Origin of the sequence: Thermomonas carbonis (genome assembly GCF_014396975.1) — a bacterium.
In the GTDB taxonomy this organism is placed as follows: domain Bacteria; phylum Pseudomonadota; class Gammaproteobacteria; order Xanthomonadales; family Xanthomonadaceae; genus Thermomonas; species Thermomonas carbonis.
In genome coordinates this window covers 1,223,892-1,245,733 of record NZ_CP060719.1, presented here as the reverse complement: position 1 = coordinate 1,245,733, position 21,842 = coordinate 1,223,892, and the positions used below count along the sequence as shown (strand labels likewise).

At 66.9% G+C, this 21,842-nt stretch carries 12 protein-coding genes and 1 pseudogene; 6 read left to right on the top strand and 7 right to left on the bottom strand.

Annotated elements, in window-relative coordinates; all coding sequences use genetic code 11:
* Positions 1 to 31 precede the first annotated feature (31 nt).
* The 4 genes from H9L16_RS05715 to H9L16_RS05700 form a co-directional block, all read right to left on the bottom strand.
* Positions 32 to 1,228 (bottom strand): EAL domain-containing response regulator, encoded by a 1,197-nt coding sequence (locus tag H9L16_RS05715; protein ID WP_187553581.1) that lies wholly within the window; start codon positions 1,226 to 1,228, stop codon positions 32 to 34.
* Positions 1,229 to 1,324: 96 nt separating this feature from the next.
* The gene (locus H9L16_RS05710; RefSeq protein WP_187553580.1) at positions 1,325 to 3,688 is read right to left on the bottom strand and encodes a beta-N-acetylhexosaminidase; all 2,364 of its coding nucleotides are present in this window, start codon (positions 3,686 to 3,688) and stop codon (positions 1,325 to 1,327) included.
* Positions 3,689 to 3,767: 79 nt separating this feature from the next.
* Positions 3,768 to 6,509, bottom strand: coding sequence for a TonB-dependent receptor (locus H9L16_RS05705; protein ID WP_229796557.1), 2,742 nt, complete (start codon positions 6,507 to 6,509; stop codon positions 3,768 to 3,770).
* Between the two features lie 89 nt (positions 6,510 to 6,598).
* Entirely contained in the window at positions 6,599 to 7,690 is a 1,092-nt protein-coding gene (locus H9L16_RS05700; RefSeq protein WP_187553578.1) for a glucokinase, read from the bottom strand.
* Positions 7,691 to 8,039: 349 nt separating this feature from the next.
* Between H9L16_RS05700 and H9L16_RS05695 the strand changes: the two genes are divergently transcribed.
* From H9L16_RS05695 to nagA, 5 genes are all read left to right on the top strand, one after another.
* On the top strand, positions 8,040 to 9,332 hold the full coding sequence (locus H9L16_RS05695; RefSeq protein WP_187553577.1) for a sugar MFS transporter: 1,293 nt from the start codon (positions 8,040 to 8,042) through the stop codon (positions 9,330 to 9,332).
* A gap of 105 nt (positions 9,333 to 9,437) precedes the next feature.
* Positions 9,438 to 10,466, top strand: a complete 1,029-nt coding sequence (locus tag H9L16_RS05690) for a LacI family DNA-binding transcriptional regulator (protein ID WP_187554068.1) — start codon at positions 9,438 to 9,440, stop codon at positions 10,464 to 10,466.
* A 78-nt stretch (positions 10,467 to 10,544) separates the two neighbouring features.
* Positions 10,545 to 11,288 carry a GntR family transcriptional regulator gene (locus tag H9L16_RS05685; protein ID WP_187553576.1) on the top strand — a complete coding sequence of 248 codons (744 nt, stop codon included), beginning with the start codon at positions 10,545 to 10,547 and terminating at the stop codon, positions 11,286 to 11,288.
* A 56-nt stretch (positions 11,289 to 11,344) separates the two neighbouring features.
* Positions 11,345 to 12,379, top strand: coding sequence for an SIS domain-containing protein (locus H9L16_RS05680; protein WP_229796556.1), 1,035 nt, complete (start codon positions 11,345 to 11,347; stop codon positions 12,377 to 12,379).
* Position 12,380: 1 nt separating this feature from the next.
* Entirely contained in the window at positions 12,381 to 13,511 is a 1,131-nt protein-coding gene (gene nagA, locus H9L16_RS05675; RefSeq protein ID WP_187553575.1) for an N-acetylglucosamine-6-phosphate deacetylase, read from the top strand.
* Positions 13,512 to 13,673: 162 nt separating this feature from the next.
* On the opposite strand, the gene H9L16_RS05670 is transcribed toward nagA, so the two are convergent.
* Positions 13,674 to 14,993, bottom strand: a complete 1,320-nt coding sequence (locus tag H9L16_RS05670; protein ID WP_187553574.1) for a hypothetical protein — start codon at positions 14,991 to 14,993, stop codon at positions 13,674 to 13,676.
* Positions 14,994 to 15,002: 9 nt separating this feature from the next.
* On the opposite strand from H9L16_RS05670, the gene H9L16_RS05665 reads away from it, so the two are divergent.
* Entirely contained in the window at positions 15,003 to 18,698 is a 3,696-nt protein-coding gene (locus tag H9L16_RS05665; protein WP_187553573.1) for an indolepyruvate ferredoxin oxidoreductase family protein, read from the top strand.
* A gap of 192 nt (positions 18,699 to 18,890) precedes the next feature.
* Here the strand turns inward: H9L16_RS05665 and H9L16_RS05660 are convergent.
* Positions 18,891 to 19,735, bottom strand: a pseudogene (locus H9L16_RS05660) (murein L,D-transpeptidase catalytic domain family protein).
* 97 nt (positions 19,736 to 19,832) lie between these two features.
* Entirely contained in the window at positions 19,833 to 21,731 is a 1,899-nt protein-coding gene (locus tag H9L16_RS05655; RefSeq protein ID WP_187553572.1) for a M61 family metallopeptidase, read from the bottom strand.
* Positions 21,732 to 21,842: the final 111 nt, after the last annotated feature.

Genomic DNA, 21,842 nt, shown 5'->3' with positions numbered 1-21,842 from the left:
CCGGGGGCGCGCAGCGGCCGGACGCGCATGCTCAGTGCGCGGGCCTGCGCCAGCGCGAGATCGCGGCCTGCAGTTCGCTGCCCGGCACCGGCCGACCGATCAGGTAGCCCTGGGCGATGTCGCAGCCCAGTTCGGCCAGCATCTGCCAGTCTTCCATGCTCTCCACGCCTTCCGCGACCGCGGTCAGGCCGAGCTTGCGCGCCAGGTCCAGGCTGGCCTCGACCACGGCACGCTTGCGCGGCTGCGCGTGCGCGCCGAACACGAAGTCCTTGTCGATCTTGAGTTCGGTGAACGGGATCTGCGACAGCTGCGCCAGCGAGGAATAGCCGGTGCCGAAGTCGTCGATCGACAGGCCGAAGCCCTTCAACCGCAAGCGCGCCAGCAGGCCCAGCCCGCGCGCGGCATCCGACATCACCGAGCTCTCGGTGATCTCCAGGATCACGTCCTCGGGTTCCACCCCATAACCTTCCACGATCGCCTGGTAGCGATCGGCGGCCGACGGATCCGCCAGCGAGGCCGCGGACACATTGACCGACAATTTGAGGCGGTGGCCGCCATGGTCCCAACGCTGCTTCCACTGGCAGGCGGCGTCCAGCATGCGGTCGGTGAGCTTGTTGGCCAGGCCCTCGCGCTCCAGCATCGGCACGAACAGGTTCGGCCGCACCAGGCTGCCATCCGGGCGCTCCCAGCGCGCCAGCGCCTCCACCCCGATCACCTTGCCGTTGCCGAATTCCACCTGCGGCTGGAACCACGGCACGATCTCGCCACGCTCCAGCGCATCGGCCAAGGCCTGCAGGCTGAAGTCGGCCTCGCCGTCGTCCTGCTCTTCGCCGGCGCTGTCCTCGAAGCGGTTGAGGGTGGCTTCCAGTTTGTCGCGGGTCAGCGGCTTCTCCACGCTGCCGAGCACGCGCAGGCCGTAGGCGCGGGCCATGGTCTGCACGGTATTGAGCAATGCCGGATCCAGCGCGCTGACCACAACCACCGCGCGTGCCAGGCGCTCCTGGGCGATGTGGCCGATGCATTCGATGCCGTCCATGCCCGGCATGTCCAGGTCCACCAGCACCACGTCCGGCGGCGTCGGCTGCTTGCGCAGCACTTCCAGCGCATGCAGGCCGTCAGCGCCCTCGAGCACACGCTCGATGCCAAGCTCGGACAACAGGCGCAGCGCGATACGGCGCTGGAAGCCGTGATCCTCCACCACCATCACCTGCAGTTCCGACCCGCTCATGGCATCCCCCCGATGCAGGCGTCGAACGCCAAGCCTACCGCAGCCGATGGCCGCTTGCGCGGGCGGCCGCCGTGCCGCCCGCGAATGACGCGCGGGTCAGGGCGTGGCCGGCACCAGCGTCGCGCGATCCAGTACCCACATCGCCGGGCGGGTGTCGCCGGTGGTGGTGAAGCACAGGTCGCTGCGATCGAGCCCCATCGGCAACGCGGTGGTGACCTCGAGGAATCCGTCGGCACCGGTTTTCGCCGGCAGCGGCTGGCGTGCCACCACGTCGCCCTTGCAGCCACCGGCCTGCACCAGCAGTTCGCCATGCGCGGTCTGCGCCGGCATGAACTTGCGCGCCGGTTCATCGTGCGCGAGCTGGAAGTAGTAGGGCATGCGCCCCAGCCGCACCTTCACCGCGGCGATGCCGGACAGGTCGGCATTCGTCCACAGCCAGCACGGATAGAAGATCGTCGCGTTGAAGATCGCGCGTTCGCCATCGACCGGGCCATCGTCTTCCAGCCGCAACAGCAGGCGGCCGGTGTCGGGGCAGGTCGCCAGTTGCTCGTCGGTGCGGGTGAGCAGGCTGGCGGCGCTGAAGGCATGCGTGCTCGCACCCTCCAGCAGATTGATGCCGGAGAACGCCGCGGCGCGGATGGTGACGGGCAAGCGGGTGGCGATCGGCCCGGCGTACAGCGGCGACAACGTGTCCGGCGTGCTGCCGTCGACGGTGTAGCGCACGTCGTAACCCAGCGGGTTGCGCAGGGTGACCTGGGCGGTGCCGGCGGCACGGTTGTCGTTGGCATCGGCGAGCACCTCGAACGGCGTGGTCGCGTAGTCGACGCCCAGCGCGCGATAGCGCTGCAACTGCGCGGGCATGCGCGCGAGGAAGCCGGCGTAGTCCTTGTCCTGCTTCGGCGTCCAGCCGGTCTCCGCGAGTGCGGCGATGCGCGGGAAGATCGCGTGCTGCACGCGCTCCCAGGTGCGCATGTGCTCGGTCCAGACGTTCGCCTGCAGGCCCAGGATGTGCTTGCGGCGCTCCGCATCCAGCACCTCCGGCACCGGCTCGAAATCGTAGACGCCACGCAGGGTGACCTGGGTCGGCCGACCCGGCGGTTCGTTCGGCGAATCGGTCTGCAGGTAATCCAGATACAGCTTGTCCCAGGGCGCCATCACCACGTCGTGGCCCTGGTTGGCCGCGGTGATCCCGCCCTCGATGCCGCGCCACGACATCACCGTCGCTTCCGCCGGCAGACCGCCATCCAGGATCTCGTCCCAGCCCAGCAGGCGCCGGCCCTTGGCATGCAGGTGCTTCTGCAGGCGCTTGATGAACCAGCTCTGCAAGGCGGTCTCGTCCTTGATGCCGAGCTCACGCATTCGCTTCTGCACGCCCGGCGACGCTTTCCACTGGTCCTTGACCGCTTCGTCGCCGCCGATGTGGATGTATTGCGAGGGGAACAACGCGACGATTTCATCCAGCACGTCCTCGATGAAGGCGAACGTGGGTTCGTCGACGTTGAACAGGTACTGGTGCACGCCCCATTCGTTGGACACCGGCGGTGTGTTGCCCAGCGAGCCGTACTGCGGATATGCGGCGACCACCGACTGCACATGGCCGGGCATGTCGAATTCCGGGACCACGTCGATGTTGCGCGCGGTCGCATGCGCCACGATGTCGCGGATCTGCGCCTGCGTGTAGTAACCGCAATACGGACGCGTCTTGCCGGTGGCCGGATCGGTGCCGGCCTCGCCTGCGGGGATGCGGCAGGCACCCACCGACATCAAGCGCGGGTACTTCGGGATCTCGATGCGCCAGCCCTGGTCGTCGGTCAGGTGCCAGTGCAGGGTGTTGAGCTTGTGCAACGCCATCACGTCGATGAGTTGCTTGATCTGCTCGACCGACTGGAAGTGCCGCGCCGAATCCAGCATCAAACCGCGCCATCCGAAGCGCGGCGCATCCTCGATGCGCACTGCCGGCAAGGCCAGTGCTTCGGCGCGCAACGAGGCCGCCAGTTGCCACAGCGTAGTCGCGCCATGGGCGAGCCCGCGTTGATCCGCCGCACGCACGGTCACGCCGCCGGCCGCGATATCCAGCGAATACGCTTCCTTCGACGCCGACTGGAATGCCGGATCGATGGCGAAATCGATCCCGCCATTCGCCTCGCCTTCCACCACCGCCAGGGCAATGCCGTTGCTCGCCTGCACATCGGCGGCGAAGCGACGTGCGACGCGAGTGGCGGCCTCGCCGCGTGCGTGCAGCACGGTGCGCGCATCGAGCCGGAACCAGCCCTCGCGCGCCTGCAGCGACGCCGGTGCCGGGATCAGCGTGCCGGCGTCGGCGGTAGGCAAAAGGTCGGACGCCGATGTCGTGAGGGACGACGCCGGCAATGTGCTGCAGGCCGCCAGCGGTACCAGCAGGCAGGCCGTCATCGCGGCCACGAGTGCATTGCGCGTCAACGAACGGGCGGGTGTCGGCATCGTCGGGATCCTCTCTCGCGGCGGCTGGGAAAAAAAGGGCCCGGACAACGCCGGGCCCAGAGGGTCACACACTGGGAGTTCAGAACTGGAAGCGCAGGGTCGCCATGTAGCGACGACCGGTGCGGTAGGCACCGCGGGTCAACACTTCGTCGGTCGCGTAGCTGTGGTAGACCTCGTCCAGCAGGTTCATGCCATCCAGGCTCACGGTCAGGTGGTCGTTGATCTTGAAGCCGAGGGTGGCGTCGAGGGAGGTGTACTCGCGGGTCCAGAGCGCGTCGCCGCGATCGATGTTGGTGAAGTACTTGGAGCGGTACGAGTAGGTGAGGCGCGCGGTCCAGCGCTCGTTCTCGAAGAACGGGCTGACGTTGAGCTGGCCCTTCGAGTTGTACGGCAGCGGTGCGCCGGTGTCGGACTCGCCGTTCGCGTAGGTGTAGTTGGTGATCACGCCGAAGCCGTTGTCGAAGCTCTGCTGGTAGGCCAGGGAGATGCCCTTGACCTTGGCCGAGCCGGCATTGAACGGGCGTGCGACCTGGTACACGGTGTCGGACTGCTGGGCCTGGTTGAAGTGCGTCTCCGGGCGGGTGGTGACCAGGATGTAGCTGCCGATGTCCTTGTAGAACACCGAGCCGGCCAGGATCGAGTTCTTGGAGAGATACCACTCCGCCGAGAAGTCGAGATTGGTGGACTCGTAAGGATTCAGGTCGGGATTGCCACCGCCGCCGGTCAGGGTCTGATCGCCCAGCCACAGGTAGGTGGACATGTCGCCGTAGTTCGGGCGCGCGATCACTTTCGCCGCCGATGCACGCAACACCACGTCGTCGTTGAGCTCGTAGGCCAGGTTGATGTTGGGCAGGACGTCGTTGTACTTCTTCTTGGTGGTGGCCCACGCATACCCCGTCGCCGGGCACACGCTGACATTGGTGGTGCAGGCCCAGCTGCCGCTTTCGGATTCGGTCTGCACGTAGCGCACGCCGACGTTGCCGCGCAGCTTGCCCACTTCGAAGTCGGCCTGCACATAGGCCGCCTTGATGTCTTCATCGATGGTGAAGGTGTTCGCCGCGAACGACGGATCGTTGAAGGTGCTGGGCACCGGCATGGTCTGCCACGGTGCCAGCCAGTCGCCGCTGAGGATGTGGTCGGCCAGCGCCCAGCCATCGATGGTGAAGCGCTTGTCGAGGTTGCCGACGTTGTTGAAGCCGCTCAGGTAGTTGCCCGGCAGCGGGCGCGGGTCGAACTGCGCAGCGGTCGAATTGCCGTAACCGGCCACCGCGGCCAGCGACACGCCGCCCATCACCTGCGACGTCTGGTGCTCGCGCTGCTTGTAGCCGAAGCGCAGCTGGTAGATCGGCGCATCGAATTCCATGCCGAAATCGAACTGGAGGTAGCGCTCCTTGTCGGCGGTGGGCTTGAACACGATGTTGCCGCCCCAACCCGGGTTCCAGGTGGCTGCGCTGTTCGGGTCGGCACCCCAGCCACCGTCCATCTGGAACGCGGCCGGATCCAGGAACGGGTTGCTGCCATGGAAGGTCACGCTGCCCGGATCACCGGGGGCACCGCTGATGTCGTAGGTGTAGTCGGACCAGTTGAGGAACTCGCCGAACACCTGCTGGCCGGTACCGCCGGTGGCCTTGCTGGTGCCCGCCTCGACCGCAGCGAACCAGCCTTCGCCATACCACTTGGCCTTGAGGTCATAGGCATTGGTATCGACAGTGGCCTTGCGGTTGATCAGGTCGTAGACCACCAGCGCATTGTCGAAGGTGCCCTTGGTGATGACGCCGTCGGTGATGGTGACGTCGGTCAGGTTCATAAGGCCGTTCCAGGCGTTGCCCATGAAGGCGAACATGGAGTGGCTCATGTTGTCGTAGCCGGCCTTGACCTTGAGCGCGTTGAGCTCGATCTCGAAGTTCTCGGTGGGCTTCGCCTGCAGGCCCAGCGAGACGGTGTCGCGCTTGCGCTCCTGCTCGAAGTAGTGCGCGCTCAGCGAGTTCGGACCACGCGCGGTGAGGTTGTTCTGCAGGGTGGATTCGCATGCACCCACGCATACCTGCGGCTTCGGCTGGCCGATCGACCAGTCCATCGGGCGGTTGTTGACCGAACCGCCGCCGCCCTGGCCATCGCGGTAATCGAGTGCGCTGACCGAACCGTAGGATTCGATGCCGTCGCGGCGGATGTTCTCGGTGGACTTCTGCGCGGACAGCAGCAGGCCGAAGGTGCTGGCGCTGTTCTTCCAGCTGTACATCAGCGATGCCTGCGGGTCGCCCTTCTGCACGCGGTCGTTCCACAGGTAGCTGACCTGGCCGGAGATGGTGTTCGCCTCCAGGTCCAGCGGCTTGCGGGTGGTCACGATCACGGTGCCGCCGATCGAGCCCTCGTCGATGCGCGCTTCCGGCGACTTGAACACTTCGACCTTGCCGACGATCTGCGGCGCCAGCAACGAGTAGTTGAAGGTGCGACCCGGCTGGTCGGAAATGAACCAGTCGGCTGACGCGATGGTCTGGCCGTTGAGCAGGGTGCGGTTCAACGCCGGGTCGGTACCCAGGATGCTGACCTTCTCGCCCTGGCCGAAGGCCTTGTCGATGGTCACGCCGGGGATGATGGTCATCGCCTCGGCCACGTTGGTGGACGGGAACTTGCCGACGTCCTCCGCGGTGATCGCATCGACGATGGCATTGGCTTCGCGCTTGGCTTCCAGCGCCTGCTGCAAGCTGCCGCGGATGCCGGTCACGACCACCTTGTCGAGGTCGGTGGCGGCCTCCTGGGTGGCTGGCCTGTCCTGCGCCACGGCCGTGCCGCAGACGCCAAGCGCGGCGACGATGCTCATCGTCAAAACATTCTTGCGGACTTTCATTGTTTCCTCTCCCGGGGCAGTAAGTGGCTTAGAGTCCGGTTCCGGGACCCTTGGCTGGTTCGTCAGTACGCGCTGGCCTGTCCGTGCGTGGCCATGTCTTGTTTGATCGGGTCTTGCTCGATGCGGTCTTGCTCTTGCTGCAGGTACCAGCTCGCCGCGCCGAGCGCGCCGAGTCGTTCGTTTTCGATCAGTCGCACCGGTACCCGTTCGAGCACGGCGCGCATCGCGCCCTTGTCGACCAGACGCGCGTGGAAGTCGCTGTGCGGGATGAAGTCCACGAGCTGCGGGACGATGCCGCCGGCGACGTGGACCACGCGCGCGCCGCTGACCACGGCGAGGTCGCCGATCACGCTGCCGAGCAGCGCGCAGAACGTGCGCACCGCCTCCAGCGAGGTCGGGTCGCCGACGCGTGCGGCTTCGCTGATCGCCGCCGGTGCGCGCAGCAGCGGGCGCGTGCATTCCAGTTCGCACAGGGCCTGGTAGAGGTTCACCAGGCCGGGGCCGGAGACCAGCTGTTCGGTCGACACATGGCGGCTGCCATGGCGCTGCATCCAGCGCAGGATCTCGACCTCGCGATCGGTGCCCGGCGCGAATGCGGTCATGCCCGCTTCGGTCGGCAGCACCACAGTGCCGTGCCGATGCGGGATGCACACCGCCGCGCCCAGTCCGGTGCCCGGACCGACCACCAGCGCCGGACCGGCTTCGGCCAAGGTCACGCCGGGGGTCAGCAGCCGCGAATCCGCCGGATCCAGGCGCTGGGTGCCGTGCGCCGCGGCGGCGAAATCGTTGATGACGTGCAGCTCGCGCAGGTCCAGGGTGTCGCGCAGGTCCTGCAGCGAGATCCGCCACGGCAGGTTGGAATTGATGACTTCGCCATCCAGCACCACGCCTGCGCTCGCGATCGCCATGCGCTCGAACGCAGTGCGCGGCTGGCCGGCGTCCAGCTGGCGGCCGGTGAAGTCGGACAGGATCGCGGTCAGGCTGGGGTACTGGCCGCAGGGATAGCGGCGGTAGTCGAGGATCTCGATGCGCTCGCCGTCGGATTCGACCAGGGCGATGCGGGCATTGGTGCCGCCCACGTCGGCAGCCACGAAACGCGAGGCAGGCACGGCCGGCGACGAAGCGAATGACGCCTGCGGCCGCAGTGCGACCACCTCCGCCTCTCCCCGATGCTTGCCGTATCGCCCATTCCAACATCCCCATGCCAGTGCGGCGAAGCGAATGTGCGGCGCGTTAGACAACGTTGTCAAGAACCTGTCAAAAAATAATTCCAGAAAGCCCCATTCAGGCGTGAAATGATCGATTTATGCTGCTTCGCAACATCGATTTGACGTGCCACTGACTGCCATACATCCATGTTTTCTGCGGTTATTGCGATGTTCGAAATCGAGGACAGGTCAAATACCGACAACGTTGCACGCAAAGCTGTCGTATGCGTCAATCCAGGCCAGATCGTCGTCTGCAAGGCATCGGACGACTCGCCATTCCTGGGAGGGAAACCGCATGTCCACGCTTACGTCCGCCGCGCCTTCGTCCATCACCGCGCGTGGCCAAGTCGGCTCGATCGCGATCATCGGCGCGCTGTTCTTCATCTTCGGCTTCGTCACCTGGCTCAACGGGCCGCTGATCACCTTCGCCCAGCTGGCGTTCGAGCTGGACGAGGTCAACGCCTTCTTGATCCTGACCGCGTTCTTCCTGTCGTACTTCTTCCTGGCGATCCCGTCGTCGTGGATCCTCAAGCGCACCGGCATGAAGAAGGGCCTGGCGCTGGGCCTGTTCGTGATGGCGGTCGGCGCGGCGCTGTTCGGCGAGTTCTGCACGCAGCGCTGGTATCCGGGCGCGCTCGGCGGGTTGTTCGTGATCGGCGGCGGGCTGGCGCTGCTGCAGACCGCATCGAACCCGTACATCAGCATCCTCGGCCCGATCGAAAGCGCGGCGCAGCGCATCGCGGTGATGGGCATCTGCAACAAGATCGCCGGCATCCTGGCACCCATCGCCATCGGCATGCTGGTGATGGACGGCATCGGCGACCTGTCGGCGCAGGTCGCGGCCGCGGATCCCGCGACGAAGGAGCAGTTGCTCGATGCATTCGCCGCGAAGATCCACGCGCCCTACCTGGCGATGGCTGGCCTGCTGGCGCTGCTGGCGGTCGGCGTGCTGTTCTCGCCGCTGCCGGCAATCGACCCGAAGACCGCGAACGCGACGACCGGCGCAGACGATGCCGCGGGTAACGACAGCAGCATCTTCCGCTTCCCGCACCTGTGGCTGGGCGCGCTGTGCATCTTCACTTACGTCGGTGCCGAGGTGATGGCGGGCGATGCGATCGGTACCTACGGCACGGCGTTCGGGCTGCCGCTGGATCAGACCAAGTTCCTGACCTCGTTCACCCTGGGCGCGATGTTGCTTGGCTACGTGGTCGGTCTGATCGCCATCCCGAAATACGTGTCCCAGCAGGATTACCTGAAATGGTCGGCCGTGCTCGGCGTGCTGCTGGTGCTGGGCGCGTATTTCACCGAAGGCTACGTGTCGGTGGGCTTCGTGGCCGCGCTGGGCTTCGCCAACGCGATGATGTGGCCGGCGATCTTCCCGCTGGCGATCAAGGGCCTGGGCCGCCATACCGAACTCGGTTCTGCGTTGCTGGTGATGGGGATCGTGGGTGGCGCGATCGTTCCGCGGCTGTTCGCCGGGCTGAAGCAGGCGCATGACTTCCAGCTGGTGTTCCTGCTGCTGATGGTGCCGTGCTACCTGTACATCCTGTTCTTCGCGGTGCGCGGGCATCGGGTGGGTCGCGGCTGAGGCAGGCGTGCAAACTTCTGCTTAACTGGCGACCGTTACCCTATGCGCCGCCCTACCCACGCCAGGCCCGCGACCACGCGGCCGGTGCTCCCACGCGAGGCCACGTTGCGCAAACCCACGATCAAGGATGTCGCCGCCCAGGCGGAGGTTTCGCTGAAGACCGTCTCGCGCGTCGTCAACGATGAAACCGGCGTACATGCGCGCACCCGCGAGCGCGTGCAGCAGGCCATCGCCAGGCTCGGCTACCTGCCGGACCAATCGGCGCGCAGCCTGCGCACCGCGCAGTCGTATGCGATCGGCCTGCTCTACGACAACCCGAACCCGTACTACGTGATCGCGATGCAGAACGGCGTGCTCTCGGTCTGCCGCGAGTCCGGCTACGGCCTGCAGATCCATCCCTGCGATTCGTCGTCGCCGAACCTGGCAAACGAGATCGTCGAGCTGGTGCAACACGCGCGCCTCGCCGGCATCGTGCTGGCACCGCCGATGTCCGAGCGGCAGCCACTGGTCGATGCGCTGGTCGCGCAGGGCGTGCGCCTGGTGCGCATCGTCTCCGCCGCCACCGATCCGCAGGGCGGCAGCGCCTGCGTCTACGTGGACGACCGCGACGCCGCCTACGAGATCACCCAGCACCTGATCCAGCTCGGCCACGCGCGGATCGGCTTCCTGTGGGGCGGCAAGTCGCACGGCTCCTCGTGGGAGCGCCACAAAGGTTACGAAGAAGCGCTGCGCGATTACGGCATCACCATTGATCCGGAACTGGTGGTCGAGGGCGACTATTCCTTCGACGACGGTTTCCGCGGCGCTCGCCGATTGCTGGCACTGGCGCAGCCGCCGACCGCGATCTTCGGCAGCAACGACGAGATCGCCGCCGGCGTGCTCGCCGCGGCGCGCTCGGGTGGCCTCAACGTCCCGTACGACCTGTCGATCGCCGGCTTCGAGGACAGCCCGTTCTCCAAGCAGAGCTGGCCGCCGCTGACCACTGCCAAGCAGGCCACCGAGGACATCGCCCGCCACGCCGCGCGGCGCTTGCTCGACGAGATCCGTGAACAGCCCGGGCACACCCGCAACGAGGGCTTCAGCCCCGAACTGGTGGTCCGCGGTTCGACCGCACCGCCGCGCCCGAAGGCCTGAATCAGATACCAATCATGTGGAGACGGCCAATTTTCGCCCTGATCTTGCCATTTGGTATTTGATTGGTATTCTTTCGGCGTGGATAGCTATCTCCTCGCCGAATTCCGTCGCCAGGCCGATGCGCATCGCGCGCCGGCCTACCAGCACCTGCGGCGCGCCCTCCAGCACGCGATCGAACACGGCGTACTCGGCATCGGCCAGGCCTTGCCGCCGGAGCGCGAACTGGCCGCGCTGCTGGGGCTGTCGCGGGTCACCGTGCGCAAGGCGATCGGCGGTCTGGTCGCCGACGGCCTGCTGCTGCAGCGGCAGGGCTCGGGCACCTTCGTCGCCGAACGCATCGTCAAGTCGTCCTCGCAGCTGACCAGCTTCAGCGACGACCTGCGCGCGCGCGGGCTCGACCCGAAGTCGGTGATGCTGGAACGCGGGATCGGCGCGGCCACGCCCGAGGAAGCGATGGCGCTGAACCTGTCGCCCGGCGTGCAGGTCGCGCGCTTCCATCGCCTGCGCACCGCCGCCGGCCAGCCGCTGGCGCTGGAGCGCAGCAGCGTGCCGCTGGCGGTGTTGCCCGACCCGACCCTGCTGCGCGATTCGCTGTACGAAGCGCTCGCCCTGCGCGGGATCCGCCCGACCCGCGCGCTGCAACGCCTGCGTGCGATCGCCTTCGATGCCGAGCAGGCGCGTTTGCTCGGTTTGCCGGAAGGCAGTCCCTGTCTCTTCATCGAACGCCGCGCCTTCCTCGACGACGGACGCGTGGTCGAGTTCACCCGTTCCTTCTACCGCGGCGATGCCTACGACTTCGTCGCCGAGTTGCATGCCCCATGAGCCTCGACCTCCTTCCCGCGGCATCCCTCGATCCTTTTTCCTTCGGAACCACGCCCATGCACGCCGCCGCCGACACCTGGATGCACAGCGAAGCGGCGGAGGCGGCGAGCGCCGTCGCCCGCCAGTTCGCCGCCAACGCCGCGACCATCGACACCCTGGTCGAGCGCCTGCGCGCGCATCCACCGCGCTTCATCGTCACCTGCGCGCGCGGCAGTTCCGACCACGCCGCGACCTACGGCAAGTACCTGTTCGAGACCACGCTGGGACTGGTGACAGCGTCGGCATCGCCATCGGTGGGCTCGGTGTATGCGGTGCAGCCGCGGCTGGACGACGCGCTGTTCGTGGTGATCTCCCAATCCGGCAAGAGCCCCGACCTGCTGCGCAACGCGGAGATCGCCAAGGCCGGCGGCGCGCACGTGCTGGCGATGGTCAACGTCGCGGATTCGCCGCTGGCCAAACTTGCCGACACGGTGTTGCCGCTGCACGCAGGCCCCGAGACCAGCGTGGCCGCGACCAAAAGTTATCTGTGTTCGCTGGCGGCACTGCTGCAACTCACCGCGCGCTGGAGCGGCGATCCCCAACTGCTCGCAGCGGTCGATGCATTGCCTGCGGCGATGCGCGCGGCCTGGGCGCAGGACTGGTCGCCGCTGGTGTCCGGCCTGCGCCTGGCCGACCACCTGTTCGTGCTCGGTCGCGGCCTCGGCCTCGCCGGCGCGCAGGAAGCCGCGCTGAAGTTCAAGGAAACCTGCGGCCTGCATGCGGAAGCGTTCTCCTCCGCCGAGGTGAAGCACGGGCCGATGGCGATCGTCGGCCCGGACTTCCCGGTGCTGGTGTTCGCGCAGGACGACGACATCGGTGCCGGCACTGCCGCAGTTGCCGCGGAGTTCCAGGCGCGCGGCGCGCCAGTCTGGCTGGCCCGGCCCGGCGCCAGTGGACCCGGCGTGTTGCCGCTGCCGCCGTCGCCGCATCCGGCCTGCACGCCGATCCTCACCGTGCAGGCGTTCTACGGCGCGGCGAATGCGCTCTCGATCGCGCGCGGGCATGATCCCGACGTGCCGCCGCACCTCAACAAGGTCACTGAGACCACCTGACATGACGACGCAGATCTTCCACAACGCCCACGTCCTCACCGAACGCGGCTTCGAGCGCGACGTGTGCGTGCTGGTGGAAGACGGCTTCATCGTCGCGGTGCTGCACGGCGAACCACCGGCCGGCGAAGCTATCGATCTGCAAGGCGGCTACCTCGTGCCCGGCTTCATCGACGCGCAGGTCAACGGCGGCGGCGGCGTGCTGTTCAACAACGACACCTCGGTCGAGGCCATCGCCGCGATCGGCCGCGCGCATCGCCGGTTCGGCACCACCGGATTTTTGCCCACGTTGATCAGCGACGATGCCGAAGTGATGCAGCGCGCGATCAACGCCACCCGTGATGCGATCGCCACGGGCGTGCCCGGCGTGCTCGGCATCCACCTGGAAGGCCCGTATCTGGCGCCGGCAAGGAAGGGTACCCACGACGACGCCAAGTTCCGCGTGCCCGACGCGGACGAACTCGCGATGGCAACGTCGCTCGACAACGGCATCAGCCTGCTGACGCTGGCACCGGAACGCGTGCCGGCGGAAGCGATCCGCGCGATCGTCGAACGTGGCGGCATCGTCACTGCCGGCCACACCGCCGGCAACTACGACGAAATCCGCGCGGGCATCGATGCCGGCATCACCGGCTTCACCCACCTCTACAACGCGATGTCGCCACTGCAGGGCCGCGATCCCGGCGCGGTCGGTGCCGCGCTGGAAGACGACGGCTGCTGGTGCGGCGTGATTGTCGATGGCGTGCACGTACACCCGGCGAGTTTGCGCGTCGCGCTGGCGGCCAAGCCGCGCGGCAAGGTGTTCCTGGTCACCGACGCGATGCCGATGGTCGGTGCGGATGATCCGTCGTTCGATCTCTACGGCGAAACCATCACCGCGGTCGACGGCGTGGTCCGCAACGCCGCCGGCGCGCTCGCCGGTTCCGCGCTGGACATGGCCAGCGCCGTGCGCAACAGCGTGCAGTTGCTCGGCTTGCCGCTGGAGGAAGCCTGCCGCATGGCCGCGCAGTATCCAGCCGAGTTTCTCGGCATCGGCGGCGAACGTGGGCGCATCGCGCCGGGCTATCGCGCGGATTTGGTGCTGCTGGATAGCGACATGCACGTGCAGCGTAGCTGGATTGGTGGCAGGGAATAACGCCACGGCTGTTGTAGCCCGGGTAGAGCGCAGCGAAACCCGGGACACAACATCGGCACACCGGTCGCTCCAACGATCTCCCGGAACGGATCGGTCAGGCGCGAATTGCCGTCGTCGGTTCAGAAGCCCCGGGGTTCGCTGCGCTCTACCCGGGCTACGGGGTTACTTGGGTTTCTTTTCCGGCGGCGGACGGCCGGTCAGGATCAGGCTACGGGCGCGCTCGTCCTTTGGCAGCCACTCTGCCGGCGGAGGCCAGCGGCCGACCTTCGCCAGCGTTTCCTGCATGGCCTCAACCCCATCGGAGTCCATGCCGAACTGCTTCCAGTCCTTGCGTTGCTCCTGCATCAGCCATTGCAACTGACGGAATCGCTCGCGATGCGCCGGCCCTTCGGGCGCATCGGCGGTCAGCTCAACCAGCTGCGAAAGCGCCCTCCACTGCTCCACCGCACTTGGGTCGCTGGCCATCGTGCTGTAGAGCCGCACGCAGTCGGCCTGGCGGCCGCGCGGCAGGACGTCCCCTTCCCCTGACTTGCACAGGGTGCGCAGCTCCATCCCGTACATGACGTTCGCCGCCTCACCGGCCATCGCCATGATTTCGACGAACGTCATGGCATCGAGCGAGCGTCCGCCCGGCAATTCCTGGCTTGCGAGCGCCTGCACCCCGGGGGCCATGCAGATCGGCGGTGTGGCCAGGCCCGCATAGCCCTCCATGACCGCCAACAGGGTGCTGCCACGGTGTGTGTCGTAGTGCGGGGCGGCAACCGCGCGCTTGAAGGCGTTCTCCATCGCGGCATCGTCCTTGCGCATGCGCGCCCAGGTCATCGCACGCAACCAGACTGCAGCATTGTCCGGCTCCGCTTGCAGCGCAGCCTGCTGTACCGCTTCGCACCCGGGACCCTCGACACACTTTTCCGCAGCCAGCCAGGTGATGTCGGGATGGGTCGGATCCAGTTCGCGTGCACGCTTGAAGGCGCGCTGCTGTTTGACCTGGCGTTCGGCCAGCAGGCGTTCGAGATCCTCGTCCCGGCTCGGAGGCGTCCCATCCTCAAGATACGGGGTCAGCGCGGACGCCAGCTGAGACGCCGAGTCATCGCGCACGGACAGTTGCCTCGCCCGCTCGCGCATGCCTGCCATCAGAGCCTCGCCACACTGCTCCATCGCCGCCATCACCACCGGATCGGATTTGCTTTCGCCGGATGCGACAGACGACGCGCCATGCATCCGCGATGCGGGTTTCGCAGCGACAGCCCGAGCCTCGGTACGCGCCGCCTGCACACCCGGAGCAAGCTTCCTGGCCTGCCACCACCACGCAGCCCCACCCGCCAGCAACAACACCACGATGGCGACCAGGGCAATCCGTTGCGGTGGCATGTTCATCGGCGCGATCTTAGCCGCCATCCGCCGGCGCATGGGGTGCGTCCGGGCCGCTGCTAAAATGGCCGGTCTTTGCCCAAGCGCCTGACACGCGCCCTGCCGGATCAAGCCGCCGCCATGACCAGCACCGCCGAACTCTCCTCGCCCTCTTCGGCGAATACCGCCCTCACCAATTCGGTTGTGGATGCCGACTACACGCTGGAGGACAAGTACCGCCGCACCCAGGGGCGCATCTACCTGAGCGGGGTGCAGGCGCTGGTGCGGCTGCCGTTGATGCAGAAGCTGCGCGACGAACGCGCCGGGCTGAATACCGCCGGCTTCATCAGCGGCTATCGCGGCTCGCCGCTGGGCGGCTTCGACCTGGAGCTGTGGCGGGCGAAGAAGCACCTCGAATCCTCCAAGGTGAAGTTCCAGCCCGGCCTCAACGAGGACCTCGGCGCGACCATGGTCTGGGGCACCCAGCAGCCGGGCCTGTTCCCGGGCGCGACCGTGGATGGCGTGTTCGGCATGTGGTACGGCAAGGGCCCGGGCGTGGATCGCTGCGGCGACGTGTTCAAGCACGCGAATGCCGCGGGCACCTCGCGCAACGGCGGCGTGCTCGCACTCGCCGCGGACGACCACAACTGCCGCAGCTCGACCTTGCCGCATGGCAGCGAGCACGAATTCGTCAGCGCGATGATGCCGGTGCTCAACCCGGCCGGCGTGCAGGACATCCTCGACATGGGCCTGCTCGGGTTCGCGATGTCGCGCTTCACTGGGCGCTGGGTCGGCTTCAAGACCATCGCGGAAACGGTGGAGTCGTCGGCCTCGGTGGATGTCGATCCGTTCGCGATGCAGATCGTGGTGCCGGGCGATGCCGACTTCGAGATGCCCGCCGGCGGCCTCAACATCCGCTGGCCGGATCCGCCGCTGGACCAGGAGATGCGCCTGCATCGCTACGCGGTCAAGGCCGCGCAGGCATTCGCGCGCGCCAACGGCATCGATCGCATCGTGGTGGATTCGCCGAATGCGCGGCTCGGCATCGTCACCACCGGCAAGTCGTACCTCGACGTGCTGCAGGCGCTGGAATACCTCGGTCTGGATGAAGCCGCCTGCCGCGACCTCGGCATCCGCGTGTACAAGGTCGGCATGACCTGGCCGCTGGAGCCGGTCGGCATTCGCGCCTTCGTGCGCGGGCTGGAAGACATCCTCGTGGTCGAGGAAAAGCATTCCTTCATCGAGTCGCAGATGAAGGAGCTGTTCTACAACTTCGACGGCAAGCGCCCGAGCATCGTCGGCAAGTACGACGAATCCGGCGAATGGATCCTGCCGAGCACTGGCGAACTCACGCCCGCGCGCATCGCCGGCGTCATGGCCAAGCGCATCCAGCGCTTCCACGACAGCGAACACATCCGCGACGTGTTGCGCTGGATGGAGAACAAGGAAGGCGAGCTCGCCCTGCCGCGCGCCAACTTCCCGCGCGTGCCGCATTACTGCTCCGGCTGCCCGCACAACAGCAGCACCAAGGTGCCGGAAGGCTCGCGCGCGCAGGGCGGCATCGGCTGCCACTACATGGTCACGTGGATGGACCGCAGCACCGACACCTTCACCCACATGGGCGGCGAAGGCGTGACCTGGGCGGGCCAGGCGGCGTTCACCGAGACGCAGCACATCTTCCAGAACCTGGGCGATGGCACGTACTTCCACAGTGGCTCGCTGGCGATCCGCCAGTCGATCGCCGCTGGCGCCAACATCACCTACAAGATCCTCTACAACGACGCGGTGGCGATGACCGGCGGCCAGCCGGTCGACGGCACCCTGACCGTGCCGCAGATCGCCCACCAGATGCGCGCCGAGGGTGTGCAGACGATCGTGTTGCTCAGCGACGACATCGACAAATGGACCGATCCGTCGATCTTCCCGAGCGGCGTCAGCTTCCACGACCGGCGCGAACTCGACGCCGTGCAGAAGCAGTTGCGCGAGGTGAAGGGCGTCTCGATCCTGATCTTCGACCAGACCTGCGCCACCGAGAAGCGCCGCCGCCGCAAGCGCGGCAAGGTCGTCGATCCGCAGAAGCGCGTGGTGGTGAATTCGCTGGTCTGCGAAGGCTGCGGCGATTGCGGCGTCAAGAGCTTCTGCGTCAGCGTGCTGCCGAAGGACACCGAGTTCGGCCGCAAGCGCGAGATCGACCAGAGCAACTGCAACAAGGACTACAGCTGCGTCGAGGGCTTCTGCCCCAGCTTCGTCACCGTGCACGGCGGCAAGCCGCGCAAGGGCAGGAAAGTGAACGCCGCCGACAAGCTGGCGGCGATTCCCGCGCCGCAAATCCGCAGCGATCTGTCGCAGCCCTGGAACATCCTGATCACCGGTGTCGGTGGCACCGGCGTGGTGACGATCGGCGCATTGCTCGGCATGGCCGGGCACCTGGAAGGCAAGGGCTCCAGCGTGCTCGACCAGACCGGCCTCGCCCAGAAGGGCGGCGCAGTCACCACGCATATCCGCATCGCCAAATCGCCGGCCGATATCCACGCAGTGCGCATCGCCGCCGGCGAAGCCGACCTGGTGCTGGGCTGCGACATGGTGGTGGTCAACGACTACTGGGTGCTGTCGAAGATCCGTCCCGAGCGCAGCACCGTGGTGATGAACACCTACGAGGCGATGCCGGGCACGTTCACCACCCGTCCGGACATGCAGTTCCCCGCCGCCGACATCGTGAAAGCCGTGAGCTCCGCGCTCAACGGCGAGGCACCGCTGCTGATCGACGCCACCCACATCGCCACCGCGCTGATGGGCGATGCGATCGCGGCCAACCTGTTCATGCTCGGCTACGCCTGGCAGCAGGGCCTGGTGCCGATCTCGTTCGATGCGCTGATGCGCGCGATCGAACTCAACGGCGCTGCGGTGGAGATGAACAAGACCGCATTCGCCTGGGGCCGACTGGCCGTGGTGGATCTCGACGCGGTGGTCGAAGCGGCCGGCATCGTCCGCAATGCGCAGACGACGTCCGAACGCACCGCATTGCCGTTGCCGATGCTCGGCGCCACCAACAATGAAGGTGCCGAGTCCGGCCTCAATCCGCATGCGGTCGCCACCCGCAGCGAGGATGAATTGCGCCACGTGCCGGCCAGCAACAGCGGCGAGATCGCCTTCCTGCCGCTGGACGACGCGCGCCTGTCGCGTTCGCTGGACGAAGTGATCGCGCGTCGCGTCGCCTTCCTCACCGAATACCAGAACGCCGGCTACGCGAAGCGCTACAGCGACTTCGTGGCCAAGGTGCGCGCGACGGAAACCGCGAAGGCCCCGGGCAGCACCGACCTGTCGGAAGCGGTGGCCCGCTACTTCTTCAAGCTGATGGCCTACAAGGACGAGTACGAAGTGGCGCGCCTGTACACCAGCGGCGATTTCAAGCGCCGGCTGCAGCAGCAGTTCGAGGGCGACTACAAGATCCACTTCCACCTCGCGCCGCCGTTGTTCGCGAAGAAGAACGCGCAGGGCCAGCTGCAGAAGAAGGAATACGGCAGCTGGATGCTCACTGCCTTCAGCCTGATGGCGAAGCTGCGCGGCCTGCGTGGCACTCCGCTGGACGTGTTCGGCTACACCGCCGAACGCCGTGGCGAGCGTGCGCTGATCGGCGAATACGAGAAGACCGTCAGCGCGCTGTTCGAAAAGCTCGACGCAGGCAACGTCGACCTGGCCGCCGACATCGCCAGCATCCCCGAACAGATCCGCGGCTACGGCCACGTCAAGGAAGCGCACCTGCACAAGGCCAAGGCGCGCGAAGCCGAGTTGTTGAGGGAATGGGCGAATCCGTTGCGGGTGGTGCAGGCGGCTTGAGCCCGCCGAAGCACTGAAACATCGAAGCCCGCGCAAGCGGGCTTCGTTTTCCATACCGCAAGCGAACCAGCGTAGCCCGGGCAAGCGAAGCGCACCCGGGGCTCTTCGTGCCGTTCAAATTTTTAACCGGGTGCGGCCGTTGGCCTTACCCGGGCTACGACATGCTGCTGATGGCGGCGAAATCGTGCCGCCTCAGGGCGCGGCGACCGCGCCCACCGATGCACCCGCACCCAATGCCGTTCCCGCACGCGCTGCGGCAAGGATCTGCCCGGCGCTGCGGCCATCGCAGGCAAAGCTGCGACCACGTTGCAGGAACGCGGCGTCGTCGGCGTAGGCGAACAGCAGCTGGCGCTGCTTGAGGGTGTCGATGACGACCTTCGCCACCTGTTCGCGCAACGCCGGGCAGCCCTGGCTGCGACCGAGGCGGCCCTGGGTGCGGATCAGGTCGGGGTTCACGTACCAGGCGCCGTGCATGACGATGGCACGCGACCGCGCACGATCATTGAAGCCGGGATCCAGTCCGTCCATGCGCAGCGAATAGCCGTTGCCGCCCTGGTAGGTCTCGGCGGTGCGAAACAGGCCCAGGCTGGTGGCATGGCTGCCTTCCTCGTTGGAGAAGCGTGTCGCGAGGTTGTCGCCGGTGCCGGAACCGTGGGCCACGTGTTCGTTGAACAGCAGCGCATCGCGGGTCATGTCGAACACCCACAAGCGCTTTTCGGTGGATGGGCGCGAGTAGTCGATGACAGCAAGTTTTGCGTCGTCATCCACCTCGCCGTTGCGCAGCGCGCAGGCGCGCGCTTCCAGTGCCAATGCGAGCACACCGGTATCGAGTTCCGGTGCAAGGCGGTTGAGGCGTTCGAGCAGGCGCATCGGCGGGGGGTGGCCGATGGCGGCATCGAAGATGTCGTGTCGATCAAGCCCGGTGCGGACACGGTTGCAACGCCGGCCGCCGGCGCATCATTGCGCGTCGCGGGACCCGCGCAACCCGCCAGCAAGGCGGCTGCGAGCAAGGTGGCGGGGAACCGAAACGTGCGCATGCCACGACGATAACCGCCACGCCGCGTTGATGTCGCTGAACACGCGCGTTGAAACTGAACGTCAACGCGCGTGTCGGGCAGATCTGCAACGACGCGGTTACTTGCGTGCGCTCAGGATCGGCGTGAGGGTGTCCGGCTTGCCTTCGATCCGCTCCAGGTGCGGATAGCGCAAGCCACCGCGGTAATCGAGCTTGATCGTGCGATAGATGTCGAAGTCGCGCAGCATCAGTTCGATCGGCGCACCGGTCTTCGCCGCGGTCACCGCCTCGTCCAGCACGTCCTTGTCGTAGGCCAGGCCGTTGACCGCGACCACGGTAGTGCCGCTGCCGATGCCGGCCTTGAACGCCGGGCCATCCCAGCGCACGTCGCCGATCACGCCCTCCTTGTTGAGCGACAGACCGAGCGAGTAGGTGTAATCGGCACCGCCGCCACGCGCACTGGCCTTGGCGTAGGCGTTCGGCTCGTCCTTGTAGACCAGCTTCCAGCCGCTGGCCTCGATGCCGCCGGCGAGCCCGACCTTGCCGTCCAGGCGATCGCGCAGGAACGTTTTCCAGTCGTGCGGCTGCACGCCTTCGAGCGTGGCGACCACGTCCTCGAAGGTGTAGGTGTTCTGCACTTTCCATTCGCCGTCGTTGACGCCGAAGAACGCGCGCGCGAAATCGTCCAGCGACTTGCGGCCAGCGCTCTTCGCGCGGATCAGCGCGTCGGCTTCCAGCCATATCATCTGGCCGCCGCGGTAATAGTCCTCGCTCATCTGGTAGTTCAGGTAGGCGCGCGCCGCGCGACCGACCACGATCGGGTCGTTGGTGGTGTCCTGGATGCCGCGCCACTGCAGGCCCGCGCGATTGTCCGCGTAAGTGGCCGCGACCAGCGCCAGCGCATCGCGCGAGGCCGCCAGCGGTCGCATGCCGCTGCGCGCGGCGAGCACGTTGCCCCAGTACTGGGTCTGCCCTTCGTAGACCCACAGCAGGCTGTCCTGCATCGGCACGTTGAAGTTCGGCGTCCACAGGTCGGCGCCACGGCGGTATTTGCCGTTCCACGAATGCACGAACTCGTGCGCCAGCAGGTCGCTGAAGCCGGACTTCTCGTTCCAGCCTGTGAAGTAGTCGGTGCCCAGGCCGTTCTCGCTGGAGCGCTGGTGTTCCAGGCCGTTGCCGCCCATCTGTCCCGACAGCGAGAACAGGAACTGGTAGTGGTCGTAGTGCTGCGCACCGAACAGCTTCAATGTCTGCTCGACCATCGCCTTGTGGATGGCGATCTGCGCGGGCTTGGCTTCGAGGAATTTCGCGGCATCGGCCACCACGCCCAGGCGCACCGGCACCTTGCTGCCGGCCGGGGTCAGGTCGATGTTCTTCGCATGGCGGCCGGCATACACCGGCGAGTCGACCAGGATGTCCAGCGGCACGTCTTCGTAATCCACCGTGTCGCCGCTGCGGCCCTGTTCGTGCAGCGCGGTGAACGCGGTCCAGCCGGACGGGTAGGTCACCCGCGGGTCGAACTGGATCTTGCCGGCGTAGTGCCCGGCCGGGTACAGCACGGTGGAGAGGAACTGCAGGTTGAGCATGCGCGGGGTCATCACCACCCGGCCCTGGCCGCTGCCGGTGGCGGTGAGGAAATCGAACTCCGCGGTGATCTCGGATACGCCCTGCGGCACGTCGAGATGGAATGCGTGCACGTTGAGGGTGTCGCGCTTCCACGGAATGGTGCGGCCGTCCGCCTTGAACACCAGCCCGGCGATCTTGTCGATCGCACCGCGCGGCGAATGCCCGCCCGGTACCCAGGCCGGATACAGCAAGGCGAGCGGGCCGGCGTGCACCGGGATGGTCTGCTTGATCCTGAAGATGCGCTGGGTGAGGTTGGTGGCATCGACGTCGAGCCGGATCGTGCCCGGCGAGTACGCCACGTCGCGCGGCGGCGGTATCGATGACGGATCCTGCGCGTGGACGCCGCCGGCAAGCAGCAGCGACAGGGCGACGGGCAACAGGCGACGATTCATCGGCAACTCCGGAGCAGGGACGTGATCGACCATCGTAGTCCGCGGCTTCGGAATCGCGACTGCCGGAAGCCATGCACGCGGGCTTAATCCGCGCCCGACCATGCTCACAGC

Coding starts and splice junctions, on each gene's coding strand:
- H9L16_RS05710 (WP_187553580.1), bottom strand. CDS start 3,688: ATGCCGACACCCGCCCGTTCGTTGACGCGCAATGCACTCGTGGCCGCG.
- nagA (WP_187553575.1), top strand. CDS start 12,381: ATGACGACGCAGATCTTCCACAACGCCCACGTCCTCACCGAACGCGGC.
- H9L16_RS05680 (WP_229796556.1), top strand. CDS start 11,345: ATGCACGCCGCCGCCGACACCTGGATGCACAGCGAAGCGGCGGAGGCG.
- H9L16_RS05705 (WP_229796557.1), bottom strand. CDS start 6,509: ATGAGCATCGTCGCCGCGCTTGGCGTCTGCGGCACGGCCGTGGCGCAG.
- H9L16_RS05715 (WP_187553581.1), bottom strand. CDS start 1,228: ATGAGCGGGTCGGAACTGCAGGTGATGGTGGTGGAGGATCACGGCTTC.
- H9L16_RS05695 (WP_187553577.1), top strand. CDS start 8,040: ATGTCCACGCTTACGTCCGCCGCGCCTTCGTCCATCACCGCGCGTGGC.
- H9L16_RS05665 (WP_187553573.1), top strand. CDS start 15,003: ATGACCAGCACCGCCGAACTCTCCTCGCCCTCTTCGGCGAATACCGCC.
- H9L16_RS05655 (WP_187553572.1), bottom strand. CDS start 21,731: ATGAATCGTCGCCTGTTGCCCGTCGCCCTGTCGCTGCTGCTTGCCGGC.